Origin of the sequence: Allosphingosinicella sp., from assembly GCF_046295735.1 — a bacterium.
Taxonomy (GTDB): Bacteria; Pseudomonadota; Alphaproteobacteria; order Sphingomonadales; family Sphingomonadaceae; genus Allosphingosinicella.
Genome location: NZ_JBKBMQ010000006.1, coordinates 59,617 through 86,599, shown reverse-complemented (window position 1 = coordinate 86,599; position 26,983 = coordinate 59,617). Strand labels below are relative to the sequence as shown.

At 69.8% G+C, this 26,983-nt stretch carries 27 protein-coding genes; 14 read left to right on the top strand and 13 right to left on the bottom strand.

Translation table 11 applies throughout. From position 1 onward, the window contains the following. Nucleotides 1–17 precede the first annotated feature (17 nt). Both ACK4K7_RS07230 and ACK4K7_RS07225 read left to right on the top strand, forming a co-directional pair. Nucleotides 18–1,013: a CaiB/BaiF CoA transferase family protein gene (locus tag ACK4K7_RS07230; RefSeq protein WP_431864743.1), complete on the top strand. Its 996-nt coding sequence runs from the start codon at nt 18–20 to the stop codon at nt 1,011–1,013. Continuing rightward, complete coding sequence (locus ACK4K7_RS07225; protein WP_431864742.1) at nt 1,014–2,156, top strand: acyl-CoA dehydrogenase family protein; 1,143 nt, start codon at nt 1,014–1,016, stop codon at nt 2,154–2,156. It begins immediately after the preceding gene. 27 nt (nt 2,157–2,183) lie between these two features. Here ACK4K7_RS07225 and ACK4K7_RS07220 read toward each other — a convergent pair whose 3' ends face one another. The 3 genes from ACK4K7_RS07220 to acs form a co-directional block, all read right to left on the bottom strand. Continuing rightward, nucleotides 2,184–2,633 carry a PIN domain-containing protein gene (locus ACK4K7_RS07220; protein WP_431864740.1) on the bottom strand — a complete coding sequence of 150 codons (450 nt, stop codon included), beginning with the start codon at nt 2,631–2,633 and terminating at the stop codon, nt 2,184–2,186. Then, nucleotides 2,630–2,809, bottom strand: a complete 180-nt coding sequence (locus ACK4K7_RS07215; protein ID WP_431864738.1) for a hypothetical protein — start codon at nt 2,807–2,809, stop codon at nt 2,630–2,632. The genes ACK4K7_RS07220 and ACK4K7_RS07215 overlap by 4 nt, the downstream gene beginning before the upstream one ends. Before the next feature lie 145 nt (nt 2,810–2,954). Further along, on the bottom strand, nt 2,955–4,883 hold the full coding sequence (acs, locus tag ACK4K7_RS07210; protein ID WP_431864737.1) for an acetate--CoA ligase: 1,929 nt from the start codon (nt 4,881–4,883) through the stop codon (nt 2,955–2,957). A gap of 298 nt (nt 4,884–5,181) precedes the next feature. Between acs and cphA the strand changes: the two genes are divergently transcribed. From cphA to ACK4K7_RS07185, 5 genes are all read left to right on the top strand, one after another. Continuing rightward, the gene (gene cphA / locus ACK4K7_RS07205; protein ID WP_431864735.1) at nt 5,182–7,968 is read left to right on the top strand and encodes a cyanophycin synthetase; all 2,787 of its coding nucleotides are present in this window, start codon (nt 5,182–5,184) and stop codon (nt 7,966–7,968) included. Between the two features lie 59 nt (nt 7,969–8,027). After that, entirely contained in the window at nt 8,028–8,846 is an 819-nt protein-coding gene (locus ACK4K7_RS07200; RefSeq protein WP_431864733.1) for a cyanophycinase, read from the top strand. Between the two features lie 68 nt (nt 8,847–8,914). Beyond that, a complete protein-coding gene (locus tag ACK4K7_RS07195; RefSeq protein ID WP_431864731.1) occupies nt 8,915–10,354 on the top strand; it encodes a helicase HerA domain-containing protein in 1,440 nt (479 codons plus the stop codon). A gap of 50 nt (nt 10,355–10,404) precedes the next feature. Further along, entirely contained in the window at nt 10,405–11,622 is a 1,218-nt protein-coding gene (locus ACK4K7_RS07190; RefSeq protein ID WP_431864729.1) for an NAD(P)/FAD-dependent oxidoreductase, read from the top strand. After that, nucleotides 11,619–12,242, top strand: a complete 624-nt coding sequence (locus ACK4K7_RS07185; RefSeq protein ID WP_431864727.1) for a retropepsin-like aspartic protease — start codon at nt 11,619–11,621, stop codon at nt 12,240–12,242. Before ACK4K7_RS07190 ends, ACK4K7_RS07185 begins: the two co-directional genes overlap by 4 nt. On the opposite strand, the gene ACK4K7_RS07180 is transcribed toward ACK4K7_RS07185, so the two are convergent. Both ACK4K7_RS07180 and ACK4K7_RS07175 read right to left on the bottom strand, forming a co-directional pair. Beyond that, a complete protein-coding gene (locus tag ACK4K7_RS07180; RefSeq protein ID WP_431864726.1) occupies nt 12,154–12,777 on the bottom strand; it encodes a hypothetical protein in 624 nt (207 codons plus the stop codon). The genes ACK4K7_RS07185 and ACK4K7_RS07180 overlap by 89 nt on opposite strands. A 50-nt stretch (nt 12,778–12,827) precedes the next feature. Then, a complete protein-coding gene (locus tag ACK4K7_RS07175) occupies nt 12,828–13,442 on the bottom strand; it encodes a pyridoxamine 5'-phosphate oxidase family protein (protein ID WP_431864724.1) in 615 nt (204 codons plus the stop codon). A 116-nt stretch (nt 13,443–13,558) separates the two neighbouring features. Between ACK4K7_RS07175 and ACK4K7_RS07170 the strand changes: the two genes are divergently transcribed. Together ACK4K7_RS07170 and ACK4K7_RS07165 are read left to right on the top strand one after the other, a co-directional pair. After that, nucleotides 13,559–13,921, top strand: a complete 363-nt coding sequence (locus tag ACK4K7_RS07170) for a DUF4440 domain-containing protein (RefSeq protein WP_431864722.1) — start codon at nt 13,559–13,561, stop codon at nt 13,919–13,921. A gap of 134 nt (nt 13,922–14,055) precedes the next feature. Next, nucleotides 14,056–14,532 (top strand): SgcJ/EcaC family oxidoreductase, encoded by a 477-nt coding sequence (locus tag ACK4K7_RS07165; protein WP_431864720.1) that lies wholly within the window; start codon nt 14,056–14,058, stop codon nt 14,530–14,532. Between the two features lie 35 nt (nt 14,533–14,567). On the opposite strand, the gene ACK4K7_RS07160 is transcribed toward ACK4K7_RS07165, so the two are convergent. Then, nucleotides 14,568–15,359 carry a 2-keto-4-pentenoate hydratase gene (locus ACK4K7_RS07160; protein ID WP_431864718.1) on the bottom strand — a complete coding sequence of 264 codons (792 nt, stop codon included), beginning with the start codon at nt 15,357–15,359 and terminating at the stop codon, nt 14,568–14,570. Between the two features lie 121 nt (nt 15,360–15,480). Between ACK4K7_RS07160 and ACK4K7_RS07155 the strand changes: the two genes are divergently transcribed. From ACK4K7_RS07155 to ACK4K7_RS07135, 5 genes are all read left to right on the top strand, one after another. Then, on the top strand, nt 15,481–16,932 hold the full coding sequence (locus ACK4K7_RS07155; protein ID WP_431864717.1) for a glycosyltransferase family 39 protein: 1,452 nt from the start codon (nt 15,481–15,483) through the stop codon (nt 16,930–16,932). Between the two features lie 37 nt (nt 16,933–16,969). Next, nucleotides 16,970–17,338 carry a hypothetical protein gene (locus ACK4K7_RS07150; RefSeq protein ID WP_431864715.1) on the top strand — a complete coding sequence of 123 codons (369 nt, stop codon included), beginning with the start codon at nt 16,970–16,972 and terminating at the stop codon, nt 17,336–17,338. A gap of 48 nt (nt 17,339–17,386) precedes the next feature. After that, nucleotides 17,387–18,664 carry a hypothetical protein gene (locus ACK4K7_RS07145; protein ID WP_431864714.1) on the top strand — a complete coding sequence of 426 codons (1,278 nt, stop codon included), beginning with the start codon at nt 17,387–17,389 and terminating at the stop codon, nt 18,662–18,664. After that, nucleotides 18,654–20,102 carry a UbiA family prenyltransferase gene (locus ACK4K7_RS07140; RefSeq protein WP_431864712.1) on the top strand — a complete coding sequence of 483 codons (1,449 nt, stop codon included), beginning with the start codon at nt 18,654–18,656 and terminating at the stop codon, nt 20,100–20,102. Before ACK4K7_RS07145 ends, ACK4K7_RS07140 begins: the two co-directional genes overlap by 11 nt. Nucleotides 20,103–20,304: 202 nt before the next feature. Further along, nucleotides 20,305–21,429, top strand: a complete 1,125-nt coding sequence (locus ACK4K7_RS07135; protein ID WP_431864710.1) for a sigma-54 interaction domain-containing protein — start codon at nt 20,305–20,307, stop codon at nt 21,427–21,429. A gap of 15 nt (nt 21,430–21,444) precedes the next feature. Here the strand turns inward: ACK4K7_RS07135 and fliS are convergent, their stop codons facing one another. From fliS to fliP, 7 genes are all read right to left on the bottom strand, one after another. Then, complete coding sequence (fliS, locus tag ACK4K7_RS07130; RefSeq protein WP_431864709.1) at nt 21,445–21,852, bottom strand: flagellar export chaperone FliS; 408 nt, start codon at nt 21,850–21,852, stop codon at nt 21,445–21,447. Between the two features lie 33 nt (nt 21,853–21,885). Continuing rightward, nucleotides 21,886–23,502, bottom strand: a complete 1,617-nt coding sequence (gene fliD / locus ACK4K7_RS07125) for a flagellar filament capping protein FliD (protein ID WP_431864707.1) — start codon at nt 23,500–23,502, stop codon at nt 21,886–21,888. 68 nt (nt 23,503–23,570) lie between these two features. After that, complete coding sequence (locus tag ACK4K7_RS07120) at nt 23,571–23,801, bottom strand: hypothetical protein (RefSeq protein WP_431864705.1); 231 nt, start codon at nt 23,799–23,801, stop codon at nt 23,571–23,573. 60 nt (nt 23,802–23,861) lie between these two features. Beyond that, nucleotides 23,862–25,001 (bottom strand): EscU/YscU/HrcU family type III secretion system export apparatus switch protein, encoded by a 1,140-nt coding sequence (locus ACK4K7_RS07115; RefSeq protein ID WP_431864704.1) that lies wholly within the window; start codon nt 24,999–25,001, stop codon nt 23,862–23,864. Continuing rightward, the gene (fliR, locus tag ACK4K7_RS07110; protein ID WP_431864702.1) at nt 25,002–25,784 is read right to left on the bottom strand and encodes a flagellar biosynthetic protein FliR; all 783 of its coding nucleotides are present in this window, start codon (nt 25,782–25,784) and stop codon (nt 25,002–25,004) included. Then, nucleotides 25,781–26,053 carry a flagellar biosynthesis protein FliQ gene (gene fliQ, locus ACK4K7_RS07105; RefSeq protein WP_431864700.1) on the bottom strand — a complete coding sequence of 91 codons (273 nt, stop codon included), beginning with the start codon at nt 26,051–26,053 and terminating at the stop codon, nt 25,781–25,783. Before fliQ ends, fliR begins: the two co-directional genes overlap by 4 nt. Next, on the bottom strand, nt 26,054–26,827 hold the full coding sequence (gene fliP / locus ACK4K7_RS07100; RefSeq protein WP_431864698.1) for a flagellar type III secretion system pore protein FliP: 774 nt from the start codon (nt 26,825–26,827) through the stop codon (nt 26,054–26,056). It abuts the gene before it with no gap. Nucleotides 26,828–26,983 lie beyond the last annotated feature (156 nt).

Below are 26,983 nucleotides of genomic sequence, written 5' to 3'. Positions count from 1 at the left end.
GGGACAAGGGAGGGATCGTGAAGCCGCTCGAAGGGATCGCCATCGTCGAATTCGCCGGCCTCGCGCCCGCGCCGTTCGCGGCGATGATGCTCGCCGATCACGGCGCGCGGGTGGTGCGGATCGAGCGCAAGGGGCAGGGGCATCCGATCCCGGCCGACAAGGACATCCTCCGCCGCGGCCGCGCCGAGATCCTGGAGCTCGACCTCAAGGACCCGGCCGATCTCGCGCGGGTGCGGGCGCTGGCGGCCCAGGCGGACGGGCTGATCGAAGGCTTCCGCCCCGGCGTTATGGAACGGCTCGGCCTCGGCCCGGACGATGTGCGGCCGCTCAATCCGCGCCTCGTCTACGGTCGCATGACCGGCTGGGGGCAGGACGGGCCGCTCGCCCCGGCGGCGGGGCACGACATCGGCTACATCGCCGTCGCCGGCAACCTCCACGGCTATGGCCGCGCCGACGGACCGCCGACGCCGCCGGTCAACGCGGTCGGCGATTTCGGCGGCGGCGGCATGCTGCTCGCCTTCGGCATGCTGGCCGGCATCCTCTCGGCCCGCGCCACCGGCCGCGGCTGCGTGATCGACGCGGCGATGGTGGACGGCGCGGCGCTGCTCAACGCCCAGACCTTCTCGCTGCTCGCCGCCGGCATGTGGCAGGACCGGCGCGGCGCCAACCTCCTCGACGGCGGCGCGGCCTTCTACGACAGCTACGCATGCGCCGACGGCAAGTGGATCGCGGTCGGCGCGATCGAGCCGCACTTCTTCGCCGTACTGAAGGACAGGCTCGGCCTCGCCAGCGGCCAGTGGGACCCGGGCCTGCGCGACGAGCTCGCCTCGGTCTTCCGCCGCCATCCGCGCGACCATTGGACGGCCCTGCTCGAAGGCACCGACGCCTGCGCCGCGCCGGTCCTCAGCCTCGTCGAGGCGCCCGAACATCCGCACAACCGCGCGCGCGGCACCTTCGCGCCCTTCCACCACGTCCATCAGCCCAATCCCGCCCCCCGTTTCGAGGACCTCTAGATGCTGTCGACCGGCCACCGCACCGCCTTCACCGAAAGCCACGACCTGTTCCGCGACCAGGTGCGCCGCTTCTTCGAGCGCGAGTTCGTCCCCCATCTCGACCGCTGGGAGGAACAGGGGATCGTCGATCGCGACATGTGGACCAAGTGCGGCGAGGCCGGCCTGCTGTGCCCGACCGTGCCGGAGGAATATGGCGGCCTTGGCCTCGACTTCGGCTACAATGCCGTCATCGACGAGGAACTCGGCTATATCGGCTCCTCGGCCGGCATCACGCTCCATTCCGACATCGTCGCCGATTACATCGTCGCCTACGGCACCGAGGAGCAGAAGCGCCACTGGCTGCCGCGCATGATCTCCGGCGAGACGCCGACCGCGATCGCGATGACGGAGCCGGGCGCCGGCTCCGACCTCCAGGGCGTGCGCACCCAGGCGGTGAAGGACGGCGAGGACTACGTCATCAACGGCTCCAAGACCTACATCACCAACGGCCAGCACGCCGATCTCGTCATCGTCGTCGCCAAGACCGATCCGGCGCAGGGCGCGCGCGGCACCTCGCTGATCCTCGTCGAAAGCGAGCGCGAGGGCTTCGCGCGCGGGCGCAACCTCGACAAGATCGGCCTCCATGGCCAGGACACGTCGGAACTGTTCTTCAACGACCTGCGGGTGCCGCGGTCGAACCTGCTCGGCGCGGAGGGGATGGGCTTCGCCTATCTCATGAACCAGCTGCCGCAGGAGCGGCTGTCGATCGCCTGCTCCGCCCAGGCGGTGGCGCAGCGCGCCTTCGACGAGGCGGTGAAGTTCACCAAGGAGAGGAAGGCGTTCGGCCGCACGGTGTTCGAATTCCAGAACACCAAGTTCAGCCTCGCGGACCTCCAGGCCAAGCTGCAGGTCGGCTGGGCCCATCTCGACTGGGCGATCCGCCGCCACCTCGCGGGCGAGCTCACCGCCGCCGAAGCGAGCGCCGCCAAGCTCTGGCACACGGAGTTGCAATGGGAAGCCTGCGACGTGTCGCTCCAGCTCCACGGCGGCGCCGGCTATATGAACGAATATCTGATCGCCCGCCTGTGGCGCGACGCCCGCGTCACCCGCATCTTCGGCGGCACCAACGAGATCATGAAGGAAGTGGTGAGCCGGGCGATTTGAACGACCTGCTTCGCGGCCGCTCACGGTTCAGGTCGACAGGAAATCCGCGGGGCTGAGGACTTGCAGGTCTGGAAAGAGCGGGCGCATGTGCTTGACGTTCCAGCTGATGATGGAGGGAATGTCGTGCTGGACCGCCGCCTCCCCGATCGCCCGATCGTAAAGCCGCGCTCCGACGCCCCTTTCGGCAGCGAAGCTTCGCACGGTGTCGAAAAGCTGCGAATGGCTGAGCCCGACCAAACGCGTCGCCGCCGCGACGCTGGCAAGCGCCGCCCAGGCGGTGTCCGGCGTCCAGCGAAACGGAGCCCGCTCGGCAGGGCTGGTGAGGACGGCATAGGCTTCGGCATAGGAATGGGCCGCAACGGCGAAGCGGCCCGGCGGCCCTGCCTCGAACAGGGCTAGTGAAGGCTCGTGGTGGGCGTGGGCCTCCGCGACCGCGGCGATGACGACGTTGGTGTCGATCAACGCGAGCGGCTTCATCTCCCCTCGCGCCGCATCGCCTCGAGGGCCGCTTCGACTTCCTCGTGTGAGACTTTCCGGCTCGATGCCGGAACAACCAGGAGCGGGCCCTTGCGCACGAGGCTGCTCGGACGCGCGGGAATGCCGGCCGGCTGATAGGCGCGCAGCGCCTCCTCCACGATCTGGGTGACGCTCATCCCCGTCTCCCTGGCGAGACCGGCGGCCCGTTCCCGCGCGAACCGGGACCGGATGTTGAGCTGCGCGGAGTCGCTCCTAGGCATGGCCTCATTCTACCAGTGTCGAATGCGAGGCGCTAGCCTTAACCGAAACTTGCTAGCCTTCTCACCGGTTCCGCCGCCCCGCGATCAGACTGTTGACCAGCTGCGGTTCGGCCAGGGTGGACGTGTCGCCGAGATTGCCGAAGTCGTTCTCGGCGATCTTGCGGAGGATGCGGCGCATGATCTTGCCGCTCCTGGTCTTCGGGAGGCCGGGCGTGAAGTGGATGAGGTCGGGGCTTGCGATCGGGCCGATCTCGGCGCGGACGTGGGCGCGCAGCTCCTGCTCCAGCGCGTCCGATCCTTCCTCCCCCTCCATCAGGGTGACGTAGCAATAGATGCCCTGGCCCTTGATGTCGTGCGGATAGCCGACCACCGCCGCCTCGGCGACCTTGGTGTGGCTGACCAGCGCGCTTTCGATCTCCGCCGTGCCGAGGCGGTGGCCGGAGATGTTGAGCACGTCGTCCACCCGGCCGGTGATCCAATAATAGCCGTCCTCGTCGCGGCGGCAGCCGTCGCCGGTGAAATAGCGGTTGCGGTAGGTGCTGAAATAGGTCTGCACGAAGCGGTCATGATCGCCGTAGACGGTGCGCATCTGCCCGGGCCATGATCCGGCGATGACGAGATTGCCCGAAGCGGCGCCCGCCAGATGCCGCCCGTCGCAGTCGAGCAGTTCGGGCACCACGCCGAAGAAGGGCCGCCCCGCCGAGCCCGGCTTCATGTCGTGCGCGCCGGGGAGGGTGGTGATCATCACCCCGCCGGTCTCCGTCTGCCACCAGGTGTCGATGATGGGGCAGCGGCCCTCGCCGACGACGCGATGGTACCACAGCCAGGCTTCGGGGTTGATCGGCTCGCCGACCGTGCCGAGCATTCGGATCGACGAGCGGTCGTGCCGCTTCACCGGCGCCTCGCCCTCGCGCATCAGCGCGCGGATCGCGGTCGGCGCAGTGTAGAAGATGTCGACCTTGTGCCGCTCGACCACGTCCCAGAAGCGGGAGAAGTCGGGGTAGTTGGGCACGCCTTCGAACATCAGGCTGGTCGCGCCGTTCAGCAGCGGGCCGTAGACGACGTAGGAATGGCCGGTCACCCAGCCGACATCGGCGGTGCACCAGAAGAGTTCGCCCGGCCGATAGTCGAACACGTAATGGAAGGTGGTCGCCGTCCACACCGCATAGCCGCCGGTGGTGTGGAGCACGCCCTTGGGCTTCCCGGTCGATCCCGACGTGTAGAGGATGAACAACGGGTCCTCGGCGTTCATCGGCTCGCACGGGCAGCTGTCGGGCACGATGGCGCCGAGTTCGTCGTACCAATGGTCGCGGCCCTCCTGCATGGCGACCTCGCGCCCGAGATGGCGGACGACCAGCACCGCCTCCACCGGTCCGCCCCGCGCCAGCGCGGCGTCGACATTCTCCTTCAAGGGCACCAGCTTGCCGCCGCGGCGGCCACCGTCGGCGGTGACCACGAAGCGGCTGCCGCAATCCTCGATCCGGCCGTGCAGCGCCTCGGGCGAGAAGCCGCCGAACACCACCGAATGGACCGCGCCGATCCGGGCGCAGGCGAGCATCGCCACCGCCGCTTCGGGCACCATCGGCATGTAGAGCGTCACCCGGTCGCCCTTGCCGGCGCCGAGCGCCTTCAGGCAGTTCGCCATTCGCACCACCTCCCGGTAGAGCGCGGCATAAGTGAGGGTACGGGTGACGCCCGGCTCGTCGCCTTCCCAGACGATCGCCGGCGTGTCGGCCCGGCTTTCCAGGTGCCGGTCGACGCAATTGTGGCAGAGGTTGAGGACGCCGTCCTCGAACCATTTGATGTCCACCGGGTCCCACGACCAGTTTGCGACGCGGCTGGGGTTCCGTTCCCAGTGGATGCGGCGCGCCTGATCCCCCCAGAAACCGTCCGGATCCTCCACCGAGCGGCGGTAGAGCGCTTCATAGTCTTCCGCCGTGCAATGCGTGTCGCGGATCGCTTCGGCCGGGGGAGAAATGCGCGCGCTCATGAGGGCTCCCTTGCAGTGGAGCGCCGATCCTAGCGGGCGGCGGAGCGCGTTTCCAGCGAGGCCGCCGCGCGGCTGCCACAGGCCGCCGCCGAATGCCGCGAACGGCGGTTCGGCCCCATGTCCTTGATCTCACAACCAAGTCGCTCGTTCCGCTGCCGTCATTAACCTGGATCAGGCTCGGCGCGCCGGAACTTCCACCTGTTTCCGGGGGTTTAGCAGATCATCAACAATGTTCCCCGCGGCCGTCCTGGCCAGCGTACCGACCACACGGACGGGGATCTTCGAGGAGTGTCGACACGTGGGGGAGCATCGCGTCTTCTTCGGAGCGAAGTCCGATCCCGTCACCCGGCTGCTGACGGAGCCGATGCGGGTGGTCGAGAAGACCGTCTATCGCGGCCCGCACTTCTTCAGCCACACGCCGATGGTGCGCGTCCAGGTCGATCTCGGCCGCATGGAGGACTGGCCATCCGATCGCATCGCCGGCTTCAACGAAGCGCTGCTGAAGCTGCTGCCGGGGCTCCACAACCATCATTGCTGCTTCAAGCGGCGCGGCGGCTTCGTGCGGCGGCTGGAGAGCGGCACCTGGATGGGGCATATCGCCGAGCATGTGGCGCTGGAGCTCCAGACCCGCGCCGGGCACCGCTGCACGCGCGGCAAGACGCGGTCGGTGAAGGGCAGGCCGGGCGTCTACAACATCATGTTCTCCTATCGCGAGGAGGAGGTCGGCCTCGCAGCGGGGCGGTTCGCGCTCGAGCTGGTGAACGACCTCCTGCCCGAGGAATTGCGCGGCATCGAGGGGCTGGACCGTATCTACGAGCTTGAAGGCCCCTATGATTTCGACAGGCGGCTGGCGGCGCTCGAGCGGCTGGTGCGGCGGACGAGCTTCGGCCCCACCACCCAGGCGCTGGTCGACGAGGCGGAGCGGCGCGGCATTCCGGTGATGCGGCTCAACGAGGGCAGCCTCCTCCAGCTCGGCCACGGCAAGCATCAGCAGCGCATCCGCGCCAGCATCTCCGGCCTCACCTCGCAGATTTCGACCGACATCGCCGGCGACAAGCACTTCACCAAGCGGCTGCTCGACGAGAGCGGCGTTCCGGTGCCCAAGGGCGTCGTCGTGCGCGATGTCGAGGAGGCGGCGAAGGCGGCGCGCCGGCTCGGCTGGCCGCTCGTCACCAAGCCGCTCGACGGCAATCACGGCCGCGGCGTCACCATCGCCATCCGAAGCGAGGAGCAGCTCCGCTTCGGCTTCGCCGAGGCGCAGGAGCATGGCCGCCGCGTCATCGTCGAGCAGTTCTTCGAAGGGAAGGACCATCGCATCCTGGTGATCGACGGCAAGCTGGTCGCGGTGGCGGAGCGCGTGCCCGCCCATGTCGTCGGCGACGGCATCAGCAGCATCGCAGAACTGGTGGAGATCGTGAACCGGGACCCGCGTCGCGGCGACGGCCACGAAAAGGTGATGACCAGGATCAGGATCGACGATCATGTGGTCGAGTTCATCGCGCGGGCCGGTCTGACGCCCGACAGCATTCCGCAGGCGGGAGAGACGGTGATGCTGCGCGCCACCGCGAATCTCTCCACCGGCGGCACCGCCATCGATCGCACCAACGAAATTCACCCCGACAATGCCGCCATCGCCCTGCGCGCCGCGCGGATCGTCGGGCTCGACATTGCCGGCATCGATTTCATGGCGCCCGACATCGGCCGCTCGGTGCGCGAGACCGGGGGCGGGGTGATCGAGGTCAACGCCGCGCCCGGCTTCCGCATGCATCTGGAGCCGTCGGAAGGGCCGCCGCGCGACGTCGCCCGACCGGTGATCGACATGCTGTTCCCGCGCGGCGCGCCGACCCGCATACCGATCCTCGCCATCACCGGCACCAACGGCAAGTCGACCGTGGGGCGGATGGTGAAGCATGTGCTGCGCTATACCGGCTGCACCGTCGGCCTCACGTCCACGAGCGGCGTCTATGTGAACGACGTTCTGGTGTCGGACGGCGACGCGACCGGCCCGCGCAGCGCCCGCATCGTGCTGCGCGACCCGACCGTCGACGTGGCGGTGCTGGAAACCGCCCGCGGCGGCCTGCTGCGCGAGGGGCTCGCCTTCGACCAGGTCGATGTCGGCGTGGTGCTGAACGTCACCGCCGACCATCTCGGCCTGAAGGGCATCGAGACGATCGAGGACCTCGCCAACGTGAAGTCGCTGATCGTCGAGACGGTCGGCCGGCGCGGCACCAGCGTTCTCAACGCCGACGATCCGCTGACGGTGAAGATGGCGCGCCGGGCCGGCGGGCGGATCACTTGGTTCTCTTTGAACGGCGGCGAGGACATGCCGGCCTTCCTGCGCAGCCATATCGACGAAGGCGGCACCGCGGTGGTGCGCGAGCCCGGCGAGGAAGGCGGCACCATCGTCCTCCATCAGGACGGACGGCGGGAAATGGTGCTGAAGGCGGGGTCCATCCCCGCCACGGTGCACGGCATGGCGACCTTCAACATCGCCAATGCCATGGCCGCCATCGCCATGTGCATCGCCCACGGCGTGTCGCTGCTCACCATCCGCAGCGCGCTGATGACCTTCCAGTCGACCTTCGAGCAGAATCCGGGGCGGCTCAACATCCATGACGAGCATGGCTTCCGCGTGATCGTCGATTATGCCCACAATGCCGCGGGTCTGCAGGCGCTGGGCGAGCTCGTCCGCGGCCTGCGTCACCGATACAAGAGGTCGATCGGCTCGGTCTCCATCCCCGGCGACCGGCGCGACGAGGACATCATCGAGATGGGCCGGATCGCGGCTGGCATCTTCGACACGATCATCTTCCGCGAGGATCCGGGCACCCGCGGCCGGCCGCGCGGCGAGATCATGGGCATGCTGAAGCAGGGGGCGCTGGAAGGCGGCGCCTCGGCCGATCGCATCCACCTGGTGCGCGGCGAGGCGGAATCGACCGCCGCGGCGCTCACCGCCGCCGGGCCGGGCGAACTCGTCGTCCTCACTCCCACCGACGTGTTCGCCGCCTGGGAGCAGGTGACGAGCTTCCGGGCCCCGGACCTCGCGGCCCCGGCCTGGGGGCGGGCGATGGTGGCGGCCGAATAGCGGCACCGAACCGACGCGCGCCCGGCGCGACTCCAGACACGGATGTATAAGGACGAAGCATGAGCGAAGAGCGCCGGCGCGGCACATTGATCATCATCGGCGGCGGCGAAGAGCGCGATCCGCGCGGGCACCGAGAGATTCTCAAGGAAGTCGCGCGCCACGTCCATGGCGGCAAGCTGGTGCTCGCCACCGTCGCGAGCCATCGCCCGGAAGGCTATTTCGACGAATATCAGAAGGGTTTCGCCGATCTCGACGTGGGCGAGCTGGTGGAGCTTTATGTCGAGGACCGCTGCGAGGCGAGCGACCGGGAGAAGCTCGCCGTGCTCGACGATGCGGCCGGCATCTTCTTCTCGGGCGGCGACCAGCTTCGGATCACCAGCCAGATCGGCGACACGGGCATCGAGGCCAAGGTGCGCGCGCTGTTCGAGCGGGGCGGGCTGATCGCCGGCACCTCGGCCGGCGCGTCGGTGATGAGCGACACGATGCTGGTGAAGGGCACAAGCCGCGAGACCCACCGCATCGGGGACCTTCACATGTCGCCGGGGCTCGGCCTCGTCCGCAACGTGATCATCGACCAGCATTTCGCCGAGCGCGGGCGATTCGGCCGGCTGCTCGGCGCCGTCGCCCACAATCCGCGGGTGCTCGGCCTCGGCATCGACGAGGACACGGCGGCGATCCTGGAGGGCGACCGGTTCCGGGTGATCGGCAGCGGCGCCGTCTATGTGGTGGACGGCAGCCAGGTCAGCCACTGCAACCTCGCCGAGGCGCGGCCGGAGCGGGTGCTGTCGATGCACGACGTCAAGGTCCATGTGCTCGGCACCGGCGACCAGTTCGACCTGAAGAGCCGTTCGGCGATCCCCGCGTCCGCAGACGATTGACGCGGCGGCGGGCGCCGCCCGTCCCATCCGCCTTGCCTCCCATGCCCCTGATCGGCCATGGGATTCGCGTGAGCGTACAGATCGACATGGGGGTGGACGGCGCCGGGGCCGCGGTGTTTCTCGACCTGGAGGAGCTGCTGGCCACCCGCCTGCTGGTCCAGGGCAACAGCGGATCGGGCAAGTCGCACCTGCTGCGCCGGCTGGTCGAAGGCTGCGCGGGCGTCGTCCAGCAGGTTCTGATCGATCCGGAAGGGGACTTCGTGACGCTCGCCGACGCGTTCGGCCATGTCGCGATCGACGCCGCCGATCATTCCACCGCCGAGATCGCGCGCATGGCGGCGCGCATCCGCGAGCATCGCGTGTCGGTGGTGTTGAGCCTCGAGGGGTTGGAAATGGAGGCGCAGATGCGCTGCGCCGCTACCTTCCTGTCCGCCATGTTCGATGCGCCGCGCGAACATTGGTATCCGGCGTTGGTGGTGGTCGACGAGGCGCAGGTGTTCGCGCCGGCCGCCGCCGGCGAAGTCTCGGACGAGGCGCGGCGGACCTCGCTCGGCGCGATGACCAACCTCATGTGCCGCGGCCGCAAGCGCGGGCTCGCCGGCATCATCGCCACCCAGCGGCTCGCCAAGCTCGCCAAGAATGTCGCGGCGGAAGCGTCCAACTTCCTGATGGGCCGCACCTTCCTCGATATCGACATGGCGCGCGCCGCCGACCTGCTCGGCATGGAGCGGCGCCAGGCCGAACAGATACGCGATCTCGCGCGCGGCCAGTTCCTGGCGCTCGGCCCCGCCATTTCCCGGCGGCCGGTCGCGGTCCGGATCGGCAGCGTCCGCACCGGCTCGCGCGGCGGCGGGCCGAAGCTGGTGCCGCTGCCAGAGACGCCGCAGGAGGACGCGCAGAGCCTGCTTTTCGCCCCGTCGGACGAGCCGCCGCCGCCGCCGCCGCCGCTTCGCGTGCCGGTCGCCGCCGAAGAGGTGCTGCGCACCATCGCCCGCCCGGCGCCGCCCGAGCCCTCGCCGGTGCCGGAGGATGAGCGCGAGGAGATCGTGTCCGAAGCCCTCGCCGCCATCGCCGAGGATCCCGACGCCGCCTTCCAGACGCCGGCCATCCTCTACCAGGATTTCCTGCTCCGCTGCCGGATGCGGCGGGTGACGGCCGCGCCGCTCGACCTCACCGAATTCCGCCGCCGCCTCGGCATGGCCAAGGCCGGCATCAGCGGCGAGGACGAGGAAGGCTGGCAGGACGCGCTCGCTTTGTCGCAGGAGCTGCCGGAGGAGATGATCGGCGCCTTCCTGATGCTCGCCCGCGCCGCGAAGGAGGGCGCGGAATGCCCCTCCGAGGATGCGATCGGCGAGGCCTACGGCACCCGTTCGCCTGGGCGGGTCCGGCGCCTCCTCGACTATATGGAAAGCCGCGGCCTCATCGCCCAGCGCGTCGATCTCTCCGGCAAACGTTCGATCGCGCTGCCCCGCCTCGGCTGGACCACCGCGCCGTCCGGCGCGGGCTGACCGAACATCCGGCTTGCGGATCAGGGCCGCGTCGGGAATGGAACCGGGCCATGGGGACTTATGACGTTGCGATCGTCGGGACGGGCCATGCTGGGGCGCAGGCGGCGATCGCGTTGCGCCAGCTCGGCTATGGCGGCAGCATCGCCCTCATCGGCCGCGAGCCGGATCTGCCCTACGAGCGGCCGCCTCTGTCCAAGGACTATCTGAGCGGCGACAAGCCGTTCGACCGCCTGCTGATCCGCCCGCCCTCCTTCTGGACGGAGCGGGCGATCGCGCATCTCGGCGGGTGCGAGGTGGTGGCGGTGCGGCCGAACCGGCTGGTTTGCCGGGACGGCGCGGAGATCGGCTTCGGCCGGCTGGTCTGGGCGGCCGGCGGACGTGCGCGGCGGCTGTCCTGCCCCGGCGGCGACCTCGCGGGCGTCCACGCGATCCGCGCCCGCGCCGACACCGACGCCGTTCGCGCCGAACTGGCCGGAGTGCGGCGGGTGGCGGTGATCGGCGGCGGCTATGTCGGCCTGGAGGCGGCGGCGGTGCTGAGGAAGATGGGGCGCGAGGTCACCCTGTTCGAAGCCTCCGACCGGCTGCTCGTCCGGGTGGCGGGCGCGCCTCTGTCCCGTTTCTTCAAAGACCGCCACCGCGCCGAAGGCGTGGACGTGCGCCTCGAGGCCCGCGTGGAATGTCTGGAGGGGGAAAAGCGGGTCGCCGGCGTGCGGCTTTCCGGCGGCGAGGTGGTGCCGTGCGATCTCGCGATCGTCGGCATCGGCATCGACGCCGCGGCGGATCCCCTGATCGCCGCGGGCGCGGAGGGCGGCAACGGCGTGTTCGTCGACGAACATGGCCGCACCTCGCTCGACGGCATCTACGCCGCCGGAGACTGCGCCGCCTTCGAGAACCGCTTTGCCGGCGGCGCCCGCATCCGGCTCGAATCGGTGCAGAACGCGAACGACCAGGCAAGCGCCGCGGCCCGGCATATTGCGGGCCGGCCGAAGCCCTATGACGCCGTCCCCTGGTTCTGGTCCAACCAATATGACCTGCGTCTCCAGACCGTCGGCCTCAGCCAGGGCCATGACGAGGCGGTGGTGCGCGGCGATCCGGCGAGCGGCGCCTTCTCCGTCGTGTACCTGCGCGAAGGGCGCGTGATCGCGCTCGATTGCGTCAACAATGTACGCGATTACGCCCAGGGGCGGCGGCTGGTGGAGATCGGCGCGGCGCTTTCGCCCGGCGACCTCGCCGACGCCGGCCGGCCGCTCAAGGAACTTATCGGTTGACGCGGCTTTGGCGGGACATGCGCGCGATCCTTGCCAGCCTTCTCCTCCTTCCCGTCCTCGCCGGATGCGACCGGCTGCCCGTCGCGGGGTCCGGCCCGCAGGTGGGGGACTACCGGCCCGAGGAAGCGGGCACGGTCGATCACGCGCTCTGCCTGCTCGGCTTCACCGGCGTTCCGATGCGGGAGCTTGCGAGCGGCCATCACATCGTCGACGTGACCCTGAACGGCCGCCCCGGCACCTTCGTGCTCGACACCGGTGCCAATGCCACCGTCATCCATGCCGGCTACGAAACCGACTTCGGACTGGCCGAAGGGGGGCGGGTCGGCGGCGCGGTCGGGCTCGGCGGGGCGATGGAGGCGCGGCAGGTCGGCATCGACGACTTCGCCATCGGGCCGGTCCCGGTGCGTTTGCGCCGCATCATGGTGACCGATCTCGGCCAGATCGCGACCATGCTGGCGCCGATGGCGGGCGGATCGGTCCACGGCATCGTCGGCCAGGACGCGATGAAGGCGCACCGCGCGGTGATCGACGTCAGCCGCTCGCTGGTGCATCTGATCCCGGAGGACCGCGATCCCGCGCCGGTGCCCGCGGAACGGTGCCGAACAGACGCTTCAGAATGAGGTGGGTGGGAAGGTAGACAGCGATCGGCACCGCCGCCATCAAGGCCAGCAGATAGAGCTGCGGCGAGAGGAAGCCCGCCGCGTCCGGGCCGAGGCCCCAGACCCAGTTGATATTCTCCTCCGGCGTCGTCAGCCACCAGGTGAGCGGCAGCACGATCCAGGCGAGCAGGGTCTGCGCCCAGACGGCGCGCGGATCATAGCCCTGGCGCCACAGCATCCAGACCAGCACCGCCACCAGCGGCAAGTGGAACAGGGAGAAGGCGCGCAGCCACAGCGGATAGCTGTCGTCGAACATGTAGCCGGCGAGCCCGCCGAGCGCCCCGCCGGTCAGGAAATCGGCGGTCCACACGATCTCCAGCGGCAGAACGCCGACCGCCATCATCGAAGAAGCGAGCCGGTGGCCGGTCCAGAGGCACCAGGCGGTGACGAACAAAGCGATGTCGGAGAACCACAGGAAATTCTGCGGCCCATATTCGATCCAGTAGACGGGGACGATGACGAGTGCGAGCAGCGTGTAGGGCAAAGCGGCCCACAACGGGTAGGCGGGAAGGACCCGCCTTCCCGCCGCCGCCCGCGGCCCGGGCGTCACACCGTCGGGCCGGCCATGCTGGACGCGCCGGTCCCGGCGCTTTCGCGCATCTTCTCGTCATAGGCATCGGCCTGGCCGGAACTCGGTGCCGAGGTGCCGGACGCGCCGGACGTGTCGCCGGAGCCGCCCATGTCGACCTCCTCGATCCGGCCGCCGCTCGGCGGCGTCTGGGTCGCCACCGCCTTCAGCACCTTGGCGCCGTAGATGAGGTTGCTGCGGGTCGAATCCCACAGCTTCGCCTCGCTTGGCTCCACCGTCACCAGCGCCACATCCTCGCCGTCCGGACCTTCCGGCAGCCAGGCCTCGGTGAACATCGACCAGAGGTCGCGCAGCTTCTCGCGGTCCTGGCTCGTGCGCGCCGTACCCGACAAGGAGAGGTAGGTGTTCTTGTGGGTGTCGGCGAAGCCGAGATTGACTTCGGCCGATCCGCCGATCTCGCCGACCTTGGCGTCGATCCGGGTGACGAAGTAGATCCGCCCTTCCTCGGGCCGGGCGAGGCAGGCCATCGGCCGGCTCACCAGGCGGCCACTCTCTTCCTGCGTCGTCAGCATCGCGATCCGCTGGTCCGCGACGATCTTCCACACGTCCTTTTCGCTGCCCTCCTGGCTCATCCGTTCGTCTCCGTGATTGGGGTCGAAGGCGAGAACCGGCCGGACCGGGGGTTCGTTCCCGGGAACCAGCCGCGGGCGCGCCGGTTGGCGGAGGCGAGCGACCAATGGAGACGGGTATGGACGACGAACGGGTGTGGCGGTTCGAGGAGAGCCTGTGGATCGGCGGCGAGGATGTCTACCGCTCCGCCGTCGACGCGGACTGCCTGATGGTGGTGCCGGCGGATCCCTTCGTCCTGCGCGGCGAAGCGGCGATCGCGGCCGTATCGGGCACCCCGCGCTGGACCAAGGTGGAGCTCAGCCGGCGCCAGGTGGCGCGCCCCGAGGAAGGGCTGATCGTCGTCGCATATCATGCCCGCGCGGAGCGGGAGGGCGAGGCCGGCTACGAAGCCTGGTGCACCTCCACCTACCGCCGTCTCGGCCATGAGGACTGGCGGGTCGTCCAGCACCAGCAATTGCCGAAGCTCGCGCTGCCGTCCTGATCGGGCAGGGGAGGGCAGCTCCATAGACGCCATCTATCGCGTGGCCGCGATCCTTTCGATTGGATCGAGCGGCGCCTTGTCGGGCCTTAGCCGGTGACCCGCAAATCACAAGGAAGACACGTGAAATGGCCAGGATGTTGAAAGTCGCTACCGCCGCCCTGATCGGCATCGGCGCCGCGTCGCCCGCGCTCGCCAATGATCATGCGCGCTGCGCCCCCGTCACGCAGCAGGATGTCGAAGCCCAGTTCGATCGCTTCAACCAGGCCTGGGCGACCGGCAACCCCGACACGGTGACCGCTCTGTTCACCCGCGACGCGGTTCTGCTGCCGACCGTCTCGAACCGCCCGCGCACCGATCATGAGGGCATTCGCGATTATTTCGTCGGCTTCCTCAAGGGCGCGCCGGTCGGCCGCATCGACACCGGAACGGTGAAGCTCGGCTGCAACCAGGCCGCGCGGCTCGGCACCTGGACGGTGACCCTCACCGATCCCACGACCGGCGCGCAGACGCCGGTCGCCGCGCGCTATTCCTTCATCTACCGCTACGAGAACGGGCAGTGGCTGATCGACCATCTCCACAGCTCGATGATGCCGGAGCCGGCGGCGAACTGATCCCTGACGGCCCCTCTCCCTCCATGGGGGAGGGGCTATTCCCCCTCCGCCGCCACCAGCCGCGCGTGGAGCGTGAGATCGCTCCCGAAGCGCGCCTCGACCAGCTGGCCGGGCCGCGCCGGATGTATTCCGGTGACCGCGCCCGACGAGATCCACTGGCCGGGCCGGAGCGCGATGCCCCGCCGCGCCATCAGCTCGAACAGGAAGCGGGCGGCGCCGATCGGACCGTCCGGAAATGCCGATGCCCGGCCGGACCCCGCTTCTTCGCCGTCGATGAAGGTCGTGACGGTCCAATCCTCGAAACCGCTGTTGCGCCAGTCCGGAACCTCCGGGCCGACCACCAGGCCATTGTTGTTGCCGAAGTCCGAGATGACGGCGATTGGCCCGATCCGGTTGATCGGCTCCAGCGGCGAGCTGGCGATCTCGATGCCGGCATGCACCGCGTCGATGAGGTCCGCCGCTTCGTCCAGCGAGTAGCGGCGCTTGCCCTCGGGCGGCACGGCGGCGATTCGCAGCAGGAATTCTGCCTCGCCCGCGGCGAAGCCTCCGGCGAAGACGGGCATGGCGACCGGGTCGGTCGCGGCCGGGCGCGAATGGAAGATCGGACCGGCGAGACGATCGACGCCGAACCGGTCCGACAATGGCGACCCGACCCGGCCGATCTTCCAGCCGATCACCGGCCGGTTCCAGCGCGCGATCGCCGCATCCTGAATCGCATAGGCGTCGTCGAGCGTGTCCGGGAGCGGGCCAGGATAGGCGTCGAGCCGCCGCGCCGCGCGCCGCGCCTCGACGAACCGGCCGGCGATCGCTTCCACATCTTCTGCCACTTCGATCTCCCTTGCTGCCGGCGGTCCGGACGTCCCGTCGTCCCTAGCGAACCCGAAAAGGATTGCCATAGCGGCCCCGCATTGTACTCCCTCGCAAAGACGCCGGAGGGGAGGGGCCGCCTTGCAGATCGATCGTAGCGCCGCGCTCGGGGCCGGGGGCGCGCCGGGCTGGGCGCGGCTGGCCGCGCTCGCGCTGGCAGCGGCCTTGGCGCTGGTCGGCCTCGCGGCCGCCATGGTCCTCGCGGTGGGCATCGTCGAGCGCTTTGATGCCATCGCCCTCTTGCTCCTTCTGCTGTGGCTCGGCGCGATGGCGCAGCTGGTGCGGCGGGCGGCAAGCGCGCGGCCGGACTGGTCACTGCTGGCGGGCATCGCGGCGCTCTCGCTCCTCATTCGATGGTGGTCGGCACAGCTCACCTTCGACGTCGCGCTCGGCGCCGATCCGATGAATTATACCAATCTCGCCACGGCCGTTCTCGAAGGGCGCGGGCTCGTCACCGACGATTGGCAATATGGCCGCGATCTTCGCGCCTATTTCCCGCCGCTCTACCCGCTCGCGCTGGCCGGCTTCTGGGCCGTGTTCGGCGTCTCGGCCTACGCCACGTTGGCGATGAACACGCTGATCGACGCCATCGCCGCCTGGTGCATCGCCGATGCCGGCCGGCGCCTTGGCCGCCCCGCGGCGGGCCGGGTGGCGGCGATCGCCTATTTCGCATGGCCGGCCTTCGCTTTGTCCGCCGGCATCCCGCAGAAGGAGTCGCTCACTCTCCTGTTCGTCCTGCTGCTGCTGCGGGGCGTGGCGACCTGGCTGGCGGAGCCGCCGGAAGGGGCGAGACGCTGGCGGCACGGGCTGTGGCTCGGCCTCTGGTGGGGTTTGCTGTCGCTGACCCAGCCCTCGCTGGCGCTCGCCCCGGGGGCGGTGGCGCTGGTGCTGATCTGGCAGCGGGGCTTCGGGCCGGTGCTGCGGCTCGGCCTTACCGCGCTGCCGACCCTTATCGCCGTCCTCCTTCCCTGGTGGATCCGAAACTGGATGCTGTTCGGCGCCTTTGTGCCCTTCACCACCGCGTCGGGGATGATGATCAACTCGGCTTTGGTAGGTTTGCGCGTGCCGTTTCCGCCCGGCCTGTTCGAGCTTCCCGAGCCGGAACGGGCCAGGATCATGGGCGGCCTCGCCCGCGAGGTGATCCGGGACAATCCGATCGGTTTCCTCGGCGAGGCGCTGCGCAGCCTCGTCTACGGCTTCGCCTATGAGGAGTCGCCGCTCGCCCGCTACCGCCACACCACCCCGGCCATCTCCGCGGCCGATCATGCCCGGCTCGCGCCGCTGCTTCAGGGCGCCTGGGCGGCGCTGCTCGCCTCGGCCGCGGCGGGGGCGTGGCGGCGCTTCCGGGAGCGCAGCGTCGATCCCGTGCTGCTCTACGCCCTCGTCCTCCTCCTCTCGATCGGTCTCACCAACATCTGGTTTGAATTCGGCGAGCGCCACCGCCTGATCCTGACTCCGTTCCTGCTGCTGATCGCCGCCGGCTTCTGGCTCGGCAAGCGTCAGGCGCGGGGCCAGGAGGGCGCCGCCCGTTAACCGAAACTTGAAGCGGTTTTTGTAGGCCGTGGGGCCTATGACCGTCCGCCTTCTCCTCCTCATCCTCGCCAGCGTGTCGCTGTCGGCATTGGCCCAGCTCGCCCTGAAGCTCGGCACCGGCGCGGCGGCCGAGGCGCGGACTGCGGGGGTCGGCGGAGAGGTCGGCGGGCTGCTCCAGTCGCCGATGGTGTTCGTCGGCCTGGCGCTCTACGGGCTCGGCGCGCTCCTCTGGCTGTTCGTGCTGGGCCGGGCGCCGCTGTCGCTCGCTTACCCGTTCGTCGGCATCGGCTTCATCCTCACCATGGTGGCCGGCGCCATGTTCCTCAACGAGGATGTCGGGCTCGCCCGGGTCGCCGGCACGCTGCTGATCGCGGGCGGCTGCGTGCTGGTCGCGCGGTCGGCCTGATCGGCCCGTTAACCGCTTCGCCACGCCTGTTTGATAGCGGCTGGGTTCATGGCGCGAACGATCGACAGGGTGGTGCGTGACGGGGAGGGGCCGGGGCCGTTTACCGCCCTGGCCGCGATCGCCTTGCTCGCCGTCGTCCTCCGCGCGCTCGCCGCCTTGGTGCTGGACCAGCATGTCGAAAGCGACGCGCTCGCTTATCTCGCCATCGCTCGGTCCCTGGCGGAAACAGGCGTTCCGGTCGATACGTTCGGTCAGCACGCTTTCTACAATATCGGCTATCCCGCCTTGCTCGCGCTCGGGCTGATGGGGGTAGGCGGCGGGGCCGGCACCGCGCTCGTCCTCAATCTCCTGCTGGCGGCGCTCGGCTGCTGGCTCGCGGCCGCCGTGGCCTTCGAGCTGACCCGGCGGCGCGACGCGTCGCTGATCGCGGCGCTGGGTTACGCGCTGTGGCTTCCCGGCATCTGGAACGCGACCCTGCTCGCGAAGGAGAATCTCTCCGCCATCCTGTTCCTCGCCTTCGCGCTCGCCGCGCTGAAGACGGTGCGCGGCGCTCGACCCGTTCTCGCCGCTTTCGCGGGCGGGGCGGCGTGGGGCGCGGCCCTGCTGACCGGCGGATCGTCGCTGCCGCTGTGCCTCGGCATGGCGGCGGCGCTGGCGCTGCGTTGGCGTGCGGATCGCGACGGCAGGGCGGTGCTGCTGGGCGCGCTGGCTTTCGCGGGCGGCGCGCTCATCCTGCTCGCTCCCTGGCTGCATGCGACCGATCGTATGCTGGGGCGGCCGGTGTTTTCGACCAACGCCGCGTTCAACCTCTATATCGGCAACAATCCAGCCGCCGACGGCCGCTTCGTCAGCATCGCCGACACGCCGGCCGGCGCCGATTGGGAAGCCACGCGGCGCGCGCTCGGCGAACTCGGCACGGCCGACCGGCTCCGCGCCGAAGCGCTGGACTGGATGGCCGAATATCCCGGACGCGCGGCCGCGCTCGGCGCCCGCAAGCTCGTCTATTTCTGGCTGCCCAACGTGCCCGATGCCGAAGACATCGCCGCCTCGCCGCTCATCTCGGCGGTGCGCATCGCCGAGATGACGCAATATCTGGCGATCCTCGCGCTCGGCCTTTGGGGGTTTCGCGGCGACGCGATCGGGCGCGATCAGAAATGGGTGCTGGGCGCCGCCGTCATCGGCTTCTGGCTGCTTCACGCCTTCGCCTACATCATCATCCGCTACCGCGATCCGGCTATGCCGCTGTTGATCGTGATGGCATCGGCCCAGCTCGCCGCGCTCTGGCGCCAGCGGCTCGGCGGAGGAGTACCGGCCCATGCTGCATGAACGGGTCCAGGCCGCCGGGGAGGCCGTCCCCCTGTTCGTCGACGTCGACGGGACGCTGACGCGCGCCGACATCTCGCTGGAAAGCTTCGTGCGGGTCGCCCGCTCCGGCTTCGCGGCGCTGCTCGCGCTGATCCTGTGGCTGGCGCGCGGCCGCTCGGTCGCCAAGGCGATGGCGGCGCGGCGAGATCCGGTCGATCCGGCGCGGCTTCCCTACCGCCAGGAAGTGCTCGACCTCATCGCGGCGGCCAAGGCGGAGGGGCGGCCGGTGATCCTCGCCAGCGCCAGCCACTGGCGCAACATCCGCCGCATCGCCCGCCATCTCGACCTTTCCGATCCGGTGATCGCCACCCGCGCCCGCTCCAATCTGAAAGGCCGGGCCAAGCTCGCCGCGATCCGCCGCCTGGTGGGGCCGGACGGCGCCTTCGACTATGTCGGCGACTGCCGGGCCGATCTCTGCCTCTGGAGCGCGGCGCGGGAGGGCTGGACGGTGCGGCACCAGCCGCGGGGCTCGGCCGTCCGGCGGCTTTGTCCCCCCGCAGCCGGTCCGCTCCGCACGATGCTGCGCGCGATGCGCCCGCACCAATGGGCGAAGAACGCGCTCGTCTTCGTGCCCGCGCTCACCTCCGGTTTGTTCGTCCAGCCGTCGGTGCTGTTCGTCGCCGCCGCGGCGGCCCTGTTCATGTCGCTGATCGCCTCCTCCATCTATCTGGTGAACGACATCCTCGACGTGGACGCGGACCGCGCGCACCGCACCAAGTACAAGCGGCCGCTGGCGCATGGCGACCTGTCGATCCCCGCCGCGCTCGGCCTCTCGCTGCTGCTCGCCGGGACGAGCATCGCGGGCGCGCTCCTGGTGGGCGGGACCGGTCTCGCTTTCTGGCTGCTCGTCTATGCCGGGATCAGCATCGCTTACTCCTTCCGGCTGAAGGCGGTGATGGTGGGCGACGCGATCGTGCTCGCCTCGCTCTACACGATCCGCATCTGGATCGGCGGCGTGGCGATCGGGGTGGAGCTGAGCTTCTGGCTGCTGCTCTTCTCGGTCTTCCTCTTCCTCAGCCTCGCTTATCTGAAGCGCTATATCGAAATGCGCGACGCCGCCGATCCCCACCGCCTGTTGAGCGGGCGCGGCTATGTGGGCGGCGATCTCGACGTCGTCATGTCGTCGGGCATTTCGGCCGGCATGGTCGCCGTCCTCGTCCTCGCACTGTTCGCGCACGAACCGGAGGCGGCGGCCCATTACGCGGCGCCGGAGCTGCTGATGCTGCTCTGCCTTCCGCTCATCTACTGGCTGAACCGCATCTGGATGATGGCCCGGCGGGGCCAGGTGGAAGGCGATCCCGTCGCCTTCGCGCTGAAGGACCGGCGCAGCATCGCCGTCGGGGCGGCGATGACGGCGATCTTCGTCGCCGCCCTCCAGGGCACCGCGCCCTTCGCCTGACCGCGGTTTCTACGGGAACATACCTGTTGGTCACGTCCTCGCCCAAAGGCGTGGCACGCCTGTGGGTAAATTTTTTTATCGCTCCGTCTCCACCACGCGAAAGACCTCGTGACCTTGCGGTGTCGTGGTTAGATTCTCGTTTACCGTTTCTCTTCATCAATCGACCCCAGAAAAGAACAAGCGTGTGCCAGGGGGGAATGGGGTGGAGTCAGTTCGTAGCGTGCGTGCTGGTGACTGTGGTACGCGTGAAGGGGTAGAAGGACTGATCGTCGGGGAAAGCCAGGCCATCGTCGAGCTTCGGCGGCTGGTCCGGCAGGTGGCGCCGAGCAACGCCTCGGTCCTGATCACCGGTCCCTCGGGCAGCGGCAAGGAGATGGTGGCCCGGGCGATCCACGCCGAAAGCCGCCGCGCCGCCAAGTCCTACGTCCCGGTCAATTGCGGCGCAATCCCGCGCGATCTCCTCGAATCGGAGCTGTTCGGCCACGAAAAGGGCGCCTTCACCGGTGCCCACGCCCAGCATCGCGGGCGGTTCGAGGAAGCCGACGGCGGCACCCTGTTCCTCGACGAGATCGGCGACATGCCGCACGACATGCAGGTGAAGCTGCTGCGCGTGCTGGAGGAGCGGGCGGTGAGCCGGGTCGGCGGCCGCGGCCAGATTTCGGTCGACGCGCGCATCGTGTCGGCCACCCACCGCGACATCGACCAGGCGATCGACGAGCAGCGCTTCCGCGAGGACCTGTTCTACCGCCTGTCGGTTTTCCCGATCGAACTGCCGTCGCTCGCCGAGCGCGCCGAGGACGTGCCGCTGCTGGTCCGCCATTTCCTGCGCCAGGGCGAGGAACGGGGCCGCTGCGCCGGCTTCACCGCCGAAGCGATGGACCGGATGGCCGCCCATGGCTGGCCCGGCAACGTCCGGGAACTGCGCAACGCCGTCGAGCGCGCCAACATCCTGTTCACCGGCCAGACGGTCGGCGCGGAACAGGTCGAGCTGATCCTTCACCGCCGCGGCCGGCTGGGCGCCGCCGAGCGCGCCGCCTTGTGGCAGGCGACCGAAGCGCCGGCGCCGGCCCGCGCCGAAGCGGCACCGGCGGAGGAGGCCCGCGCGGCTCCCGCTCAGGCTCCGGCTTCGGCTCCGGCGCCCGAGCAGCCGCTCGCCGACGGCCGCCCGGTCGATCTCAAGGCCATGCTGGCCGATTTCGAGCAGCGCTATATCGAAGAGGCGCTGAACCGCACCGGCGGCATCGTCGCCGAGGCGGCCCGCTTGCTGTCGCTCCAGCGCACGACCCTCATCGAAAAGATGCGCAAATACGACCTCGCCCGCGCCTGAGGGACGGTTTCGCCGCTAGGCCGCCGCGGGGCGTCCGATCTGGGTCCAGGCCGCGGCGATCTCGGCCAGCATCTCTCTCGCCTGCGTCGCCTTTCCGGCGTCATTGTCGCGCCCGGCGGCGAGCGCCAGGCGGCGCGCCTCCGCATAGATGGCGGCAAGCCCGCGCGCGACCTCGCCGCCGCGGTCGAAATCCAGGCTTTCCTCGAGGCCGGAGATGATGCGCAGCGCCCGCGACTGGCGCTCGCCGCGCTGGACGTAGTCGCCCCTGCCGATCGCCGCGGCCATCGCGTCGAGCGCCTTCATCCCTTCGTCGAACAGGATCGCGACGAGCTGGTGCGGCGTCGCCCCTTCGATCCGGCTCGACAGGTCGACGGTATGATAACGGGCGCGGGCGAAGCCGAACTGGCCCCTCGGCTGGTACATGCGGAACGCTCCTTTTTCGATGAATGACGGCCGTCAGTCGCGGCTGGCGGTCCAGATCTTGATCTGCTGGTCGAGATAGGACTGGGTCGCCTTGAAGGCGGACACCTGCCGCTCCATCGAGGTGAACTGCTTGACCAGCTGGTTGTAATAGGTCTCGGCGCGCAGCTCCATCGCGTCGCGCGCCTTGGCGATGTCGCGCGCCTCGGCCCGGACGCGGTCGTTCGCCGTCTCGAGCGGGCCGCCGCGGCCGCGCAGCGCATCGCGGATCGCCTGAAGGGCGCCGCCGAGGCCCGGGTCGATGGTGATGGTGGCGCTGTCCACCGCGCGCTCGACCGAGATGACGAGGCCGAGGGCCTTCGATCCCGCCGGCGCGATCAGCGAACGGCCGGACGCGACCATGGCGACGCCGTCGATCCGGCCGCTCGCCGGGCTGCCGTCGGCGGCGGGGACCAGGTCGGTAACGGTGTAGACGCCCGGCTTGGCGCGGCCCATCGCGCTGCCGATCGTGACGAAGGGGCTGCTGCTGCGCTGGCTCGGGTTGAACAGCGCCTCGACGCCTTCCGGATCGGCGGCGAGCCGCGTCTTCAGCATCGCGCGGTCGAGGCTGAGCGTGCCGTCTCGGTTGGTGCGCACGCCGATTTCGGCGAGGGTGCGCGGGCCGTCACCGTCGCTCGCCAGCACCGTGGAGGTGAGCTGCGCGAGCTGGCGCTGCATGTCCTTGATGCCGAGGTCGCCGCGCAGCGGGCCGGCCATGCCGCCGCCGAGCCCCGAGGAGGTGGCGGAGGCGAGCATCCGAGCCAGTTCGTTGAAGGCCTCGACGAAATCGGCCACGCCCTGCTCGATGGCGGCGGTGGGGCGGCTGACGCCGACCGACACGACGGCGCCGGGCGCCGCGCGCTTCAGATCGATGCGAACGCCCGGGATCAGATCCGAGAAGCTGTTGGAGGCGCGCCGCACCTCGACGCCGTCGAGACGCACGACCGCGTCGCGCGCGGTCTGGGCGGCGGCCATGCCGCCGCTCGTGTCCGGGCCGAAGGCGAAGCGCTCCAGCCCGGCGTCGCTGCCGTCGGCGACCGACAGGGTGAAGGCGGCGGCCTCGCCGGTTTGACCTTTCAGGACGAGGCGGGCGCCGGCGGCGTCGGTGACGATGCTCGCGACGACGCCGGAACGGGCGTCGTTGATCGCGCGGGCGAGGCCCTCCAGGCTGTCGTTGCCCGCGTCGATCGCGATCTCGTGCGTGCGGCCGCCGACGGTGAGGACGAGGCCGCCCTGGCCGACCGGCGCGAGGCGGCCGGCGAGCGTCTCGGAATGCAGCGTCTGCGCCTGGGCGAGCTGCACGACCTCGACCTGGGCGGAAAGGGCGCCGATCCGCGCGCCCGGCAGCGCCGAGGCGGAGAAGAGGCTGGGGTCGGAGACGCTCGGCTGGCTGAACAGGGTCCCGCCCGAGACGAGCGCGCCCAGCGCGGAGGCGAAGAAGTCGATCGCGCCGCCCACTTCGGCCAGCGCCGACAGACGTGCGGCATTGGCTTCCTCGCGCTTCGCGATCTGCGCCTCGCGCGGACCCTTCTGCGCGGCCGCCAGACCGTCGACCAGCGCCTTGATGTCGATGCCGGAGCCGATGCCGAGGCTGTATCCGATCGATGAGGTCATGAGCCGTCCCTTCCTATGTGTGGAAGAACGGCGGCGCGGCGGAAATCTTTAGCGGCGGCGGCCGCTTTTCACTCCTTCAGCAGGCGGACGGCGGCGGCGGGGGGCGGACCCTGGGCGGCGCGCAGGCCGGCCGGATCGGCGCGCAGCCGGCGGACGAGCTCGCCCAGCCGCTCGGCCTCCACCGCGCGCAGCTCGCGGGCGAGCGCCGCCACCCAGGGGTCGAGCCGACCCCCGGCGCCGAGCAAATGCTCGATCTCCTCCAGCATCAGCCGGAGTTCCCGTCCTCCTTCATCGGACACAATCCACCTGTCTTCCGGTTCACGACCCGTAACGGCGCGCCGGCGGCGGAATTTAGCGGATCAGTTTTCCGGACGGCCGCTGGCGTCGAAACGCGCCTCGGGCGGCACGTCGACCCGCGGCTGGGCGGCGCCGGAGGCGAGCGCGGCGTCGAGATTGAAGACGAAGGCGAGGACGGCGGCGACCGCCATATAGAGGTCCTCGCGAACGAACTGGCCGGTACGCGCCGTGAAGTAGATGGCGCGGGCGAGCTGCGGATAGGAAAGGATCGGCACGCCGCTTTCGCCGGCGAGGGCGCGGATCGCATCCGCCGTCGCGCCCCGGCCGCGCGCGACCACCACCGGCGCGGCGTCCTCGCCGGGGCGGTAGCGCAGCGCCACCGCGAAATGGGTGGGGTTGGTCAGCACCACCGTGGCCTCCGCGACGGCGGCGCGGGCCGATCCGCGCAGCACTTCGTGCTGGCGGCGGCGCACCGCGGCCTTGAGCTCGGGCGAGCCTTCGGTCTGCTTGTGCTCGTCCTTCACCTCCTGGCGGGTCATGCGCAGCCGCTTGGTGCGCTGGAACATCTGCGCCGGCACGTCGATCAGGGCGATGACGGCGAGGGCGAGCGCCATCGCCAGCACGGCGACGATGAAGGTGTTGCCGGCCTGGTCGAGGGCGGGGCCGATGTCGCGCGCGGCCAGGCCGATCAGCGCCCGCGCCTCGCCGAGCAGCAGCCAGGCGCCGACCGCGCCGAGCAGCGCCACCTTGGCGATCGACTTGCCAAGCTCGACCAGGCCCTGGACGCCGAAGATGCGCTTCAAGCCCGATAGCGGGTTCATCTTGTTGGCTTTGAAGCCGAACGCCTTGCTGCGAAAACCGAGCGAGCCCAGCGCGGCCGGCGTTCCGATCGCGGCGACGAGGGTGAGGGCGAACAGGCTGAACAGCGGCAGTACGACGACGCCGATCAAGCGAAGCGCGGCGGTGGCGGGATCGAAGTTGCGCACATCGGCGGCGTCGAAGGTCAGCCCCTCGATCAGCATCTGCCGCAGCGCGCCGACCATCATCGGCCCGGCGAGCGCGATCCAGATCGCGCCGCCGAGCACGACCAGGGCGACCCCCAGTTCCTTGGACTGGAGGACGTCGCCCTTTTCCGCCGCGTCGCGCCGCCTCTTGTCGGTCGGCGCTTCGGTCTTCTGGTCATTGTCCGGCGCGTCCGACATTCAGCCTCCGAGCGCGATCCGCCGGGCTTCCTCGAGCCCGAGCTGGATGACGGCGACGATCGCCTCGCCCAGGACCGGCGCGGCCATGGCGAGGAGGACGAGGCCGGCGAGCAACGCGGCCGGGAAGCCGACCGCGAACAGGTTGAGCTGCGGCGCCGACCGGGCGAGCATCCCCATTACCACCTGAACGAGGATGATCGCAAAGCCGACCGGAAGCGCGATCGCCAGCCCGGCCGCGAACAGGACGCCGCCGAAAAAGACCAGCCCGCGCACGCTTTCCGCGGTCATCCAGGCGGCGCCGGGGGGCAGCGCGCGATAGCTTTCGACGATGGTCGCGGCGAGCGCGAGGTGGCCGCCGATCGCCAGGAACAGGAAGGTGGCGAGGATCGACAGGAACTGGGAGACGACCGGGTTCTGCTGGCCGCTCGCCGGATCCATCATGCCGGCGAAGCCCAGGCCCATGGCGTTGCCGATGACTTCGCCGGCGATCAGAGCGGCGGAAAAGCCGATCATGACGGCGAAGCCGAGCGCGAGGCCGGCCATCACCTCGCCCGCGACCAGCAGCACGCCTTCGATCGAGGCGAGACCGTCCGCCGGCAGCACGAAATCGGTGGCGGCGAGCGCCGGGATGCCGACCGCCAGCGCCACGATCAGCCGCAGCTGCAGCGGAACGAAGGTCGCGCCGAAGACGGGCGCCGCGATGAAGGCCGCGCCGGGGCGAAGCATCGCCACCATCCACAGCCACAGCTGGCTCTCGACGCCGGCGAACCCTTCGGGGATCATCGCGTCAGCTCGGGTATCCGCGCGAAGATGTCTTGGGTGAAGTCCACCAGCAGCATCAGGATCGCGCTTCCGAACAAGGCGAGGCAGATTGCGACCACGACCAGCTTCGGGACGAAGGTGAGCGTCTGCTCGTTGATCGAGGTCGCCGCCTGGAACATGCCGAGCACCAGGCCGGCGACCAGCGCGGGGATCAGGATCGGGGAGGCTGCGAGCGCCAGGATCCAGAGCGCCTGCTGGGCGACGCCGATGAAATAATCGGGACCTTCCACCTAGCCCCCCGCGAAGCTGGCCGCGAGCGAGCCCATCGTGAGCGCCCAGCCGTCGACGAGGACGAAGAGGAGGAGCTTGAAGGGCATCGAAATGATCATCGGCGACAGCATCATCATGCCGAGCGACATCAGGGTCGACGCGACGACCAGGTCGATGATCAGGAAGGGCAGAAAGATCAGGAAGCCGATCTGGAAGGCGGTCTTGAGCTCGCTGGTGACGAAGGCCGGAAGCAGGATCGAGAAGGGCACGTCGGCGGGCGAGGCGAAGGGCGGCGCTTCGGCGAGGTCCGCGAACAGCTTGAGGTCGGTCTCGCGGGTCTGGCGGATCATGAAGCCGTGCAGCACCGTGCCGGAGCGCGACACCGCCTCCTCGATGCTGATCTGCCCGTCGCCATAGGGCGTGTAGGCGATCTCGTTGATCTGGTCGATCGCCGGCCGCATCACGAACAGCGACAGGAAGAGGGCGAGCCCGACCAGCACCTGGTTGGGCGGCGTCTGCTGAAGCCCGAGCGCCTGGCGGACGATGGCGAGAACGATGATGATGCGGGTGAAGCTCGTCATCATCAGCACCAGCGACGGCAGCACCGTCAGCAGGCTCATCAGGATGAGGATCTGGAGCGACAGCGACAGCGGACGGCCGTCGCCGGCGATCGTCTCCACCGCCCGGTCGAGCGCGCCGGTCTGCCCGCCCGCGGCGGCGGTCGCCGCTTCGGCAGTGCCGGGGATCAGGAGCGCGCCGAAAAGCAGCAGGGGGAGGGCAAGCCGGAATGCCATGGCCTTCCGATCCTCCCTGTCCGCGCAGCGGATGGGGAGGGGGACCGCGCGCAGCGCGGTGAAGGGGCAAACGGCGCCAGTCGCCCCTCCACCAGCCTTCGGCTGGTCCCCCTCCCCATGGAGCTTCGCTCCACAGGGAGGATTGGAGGGCCGGAC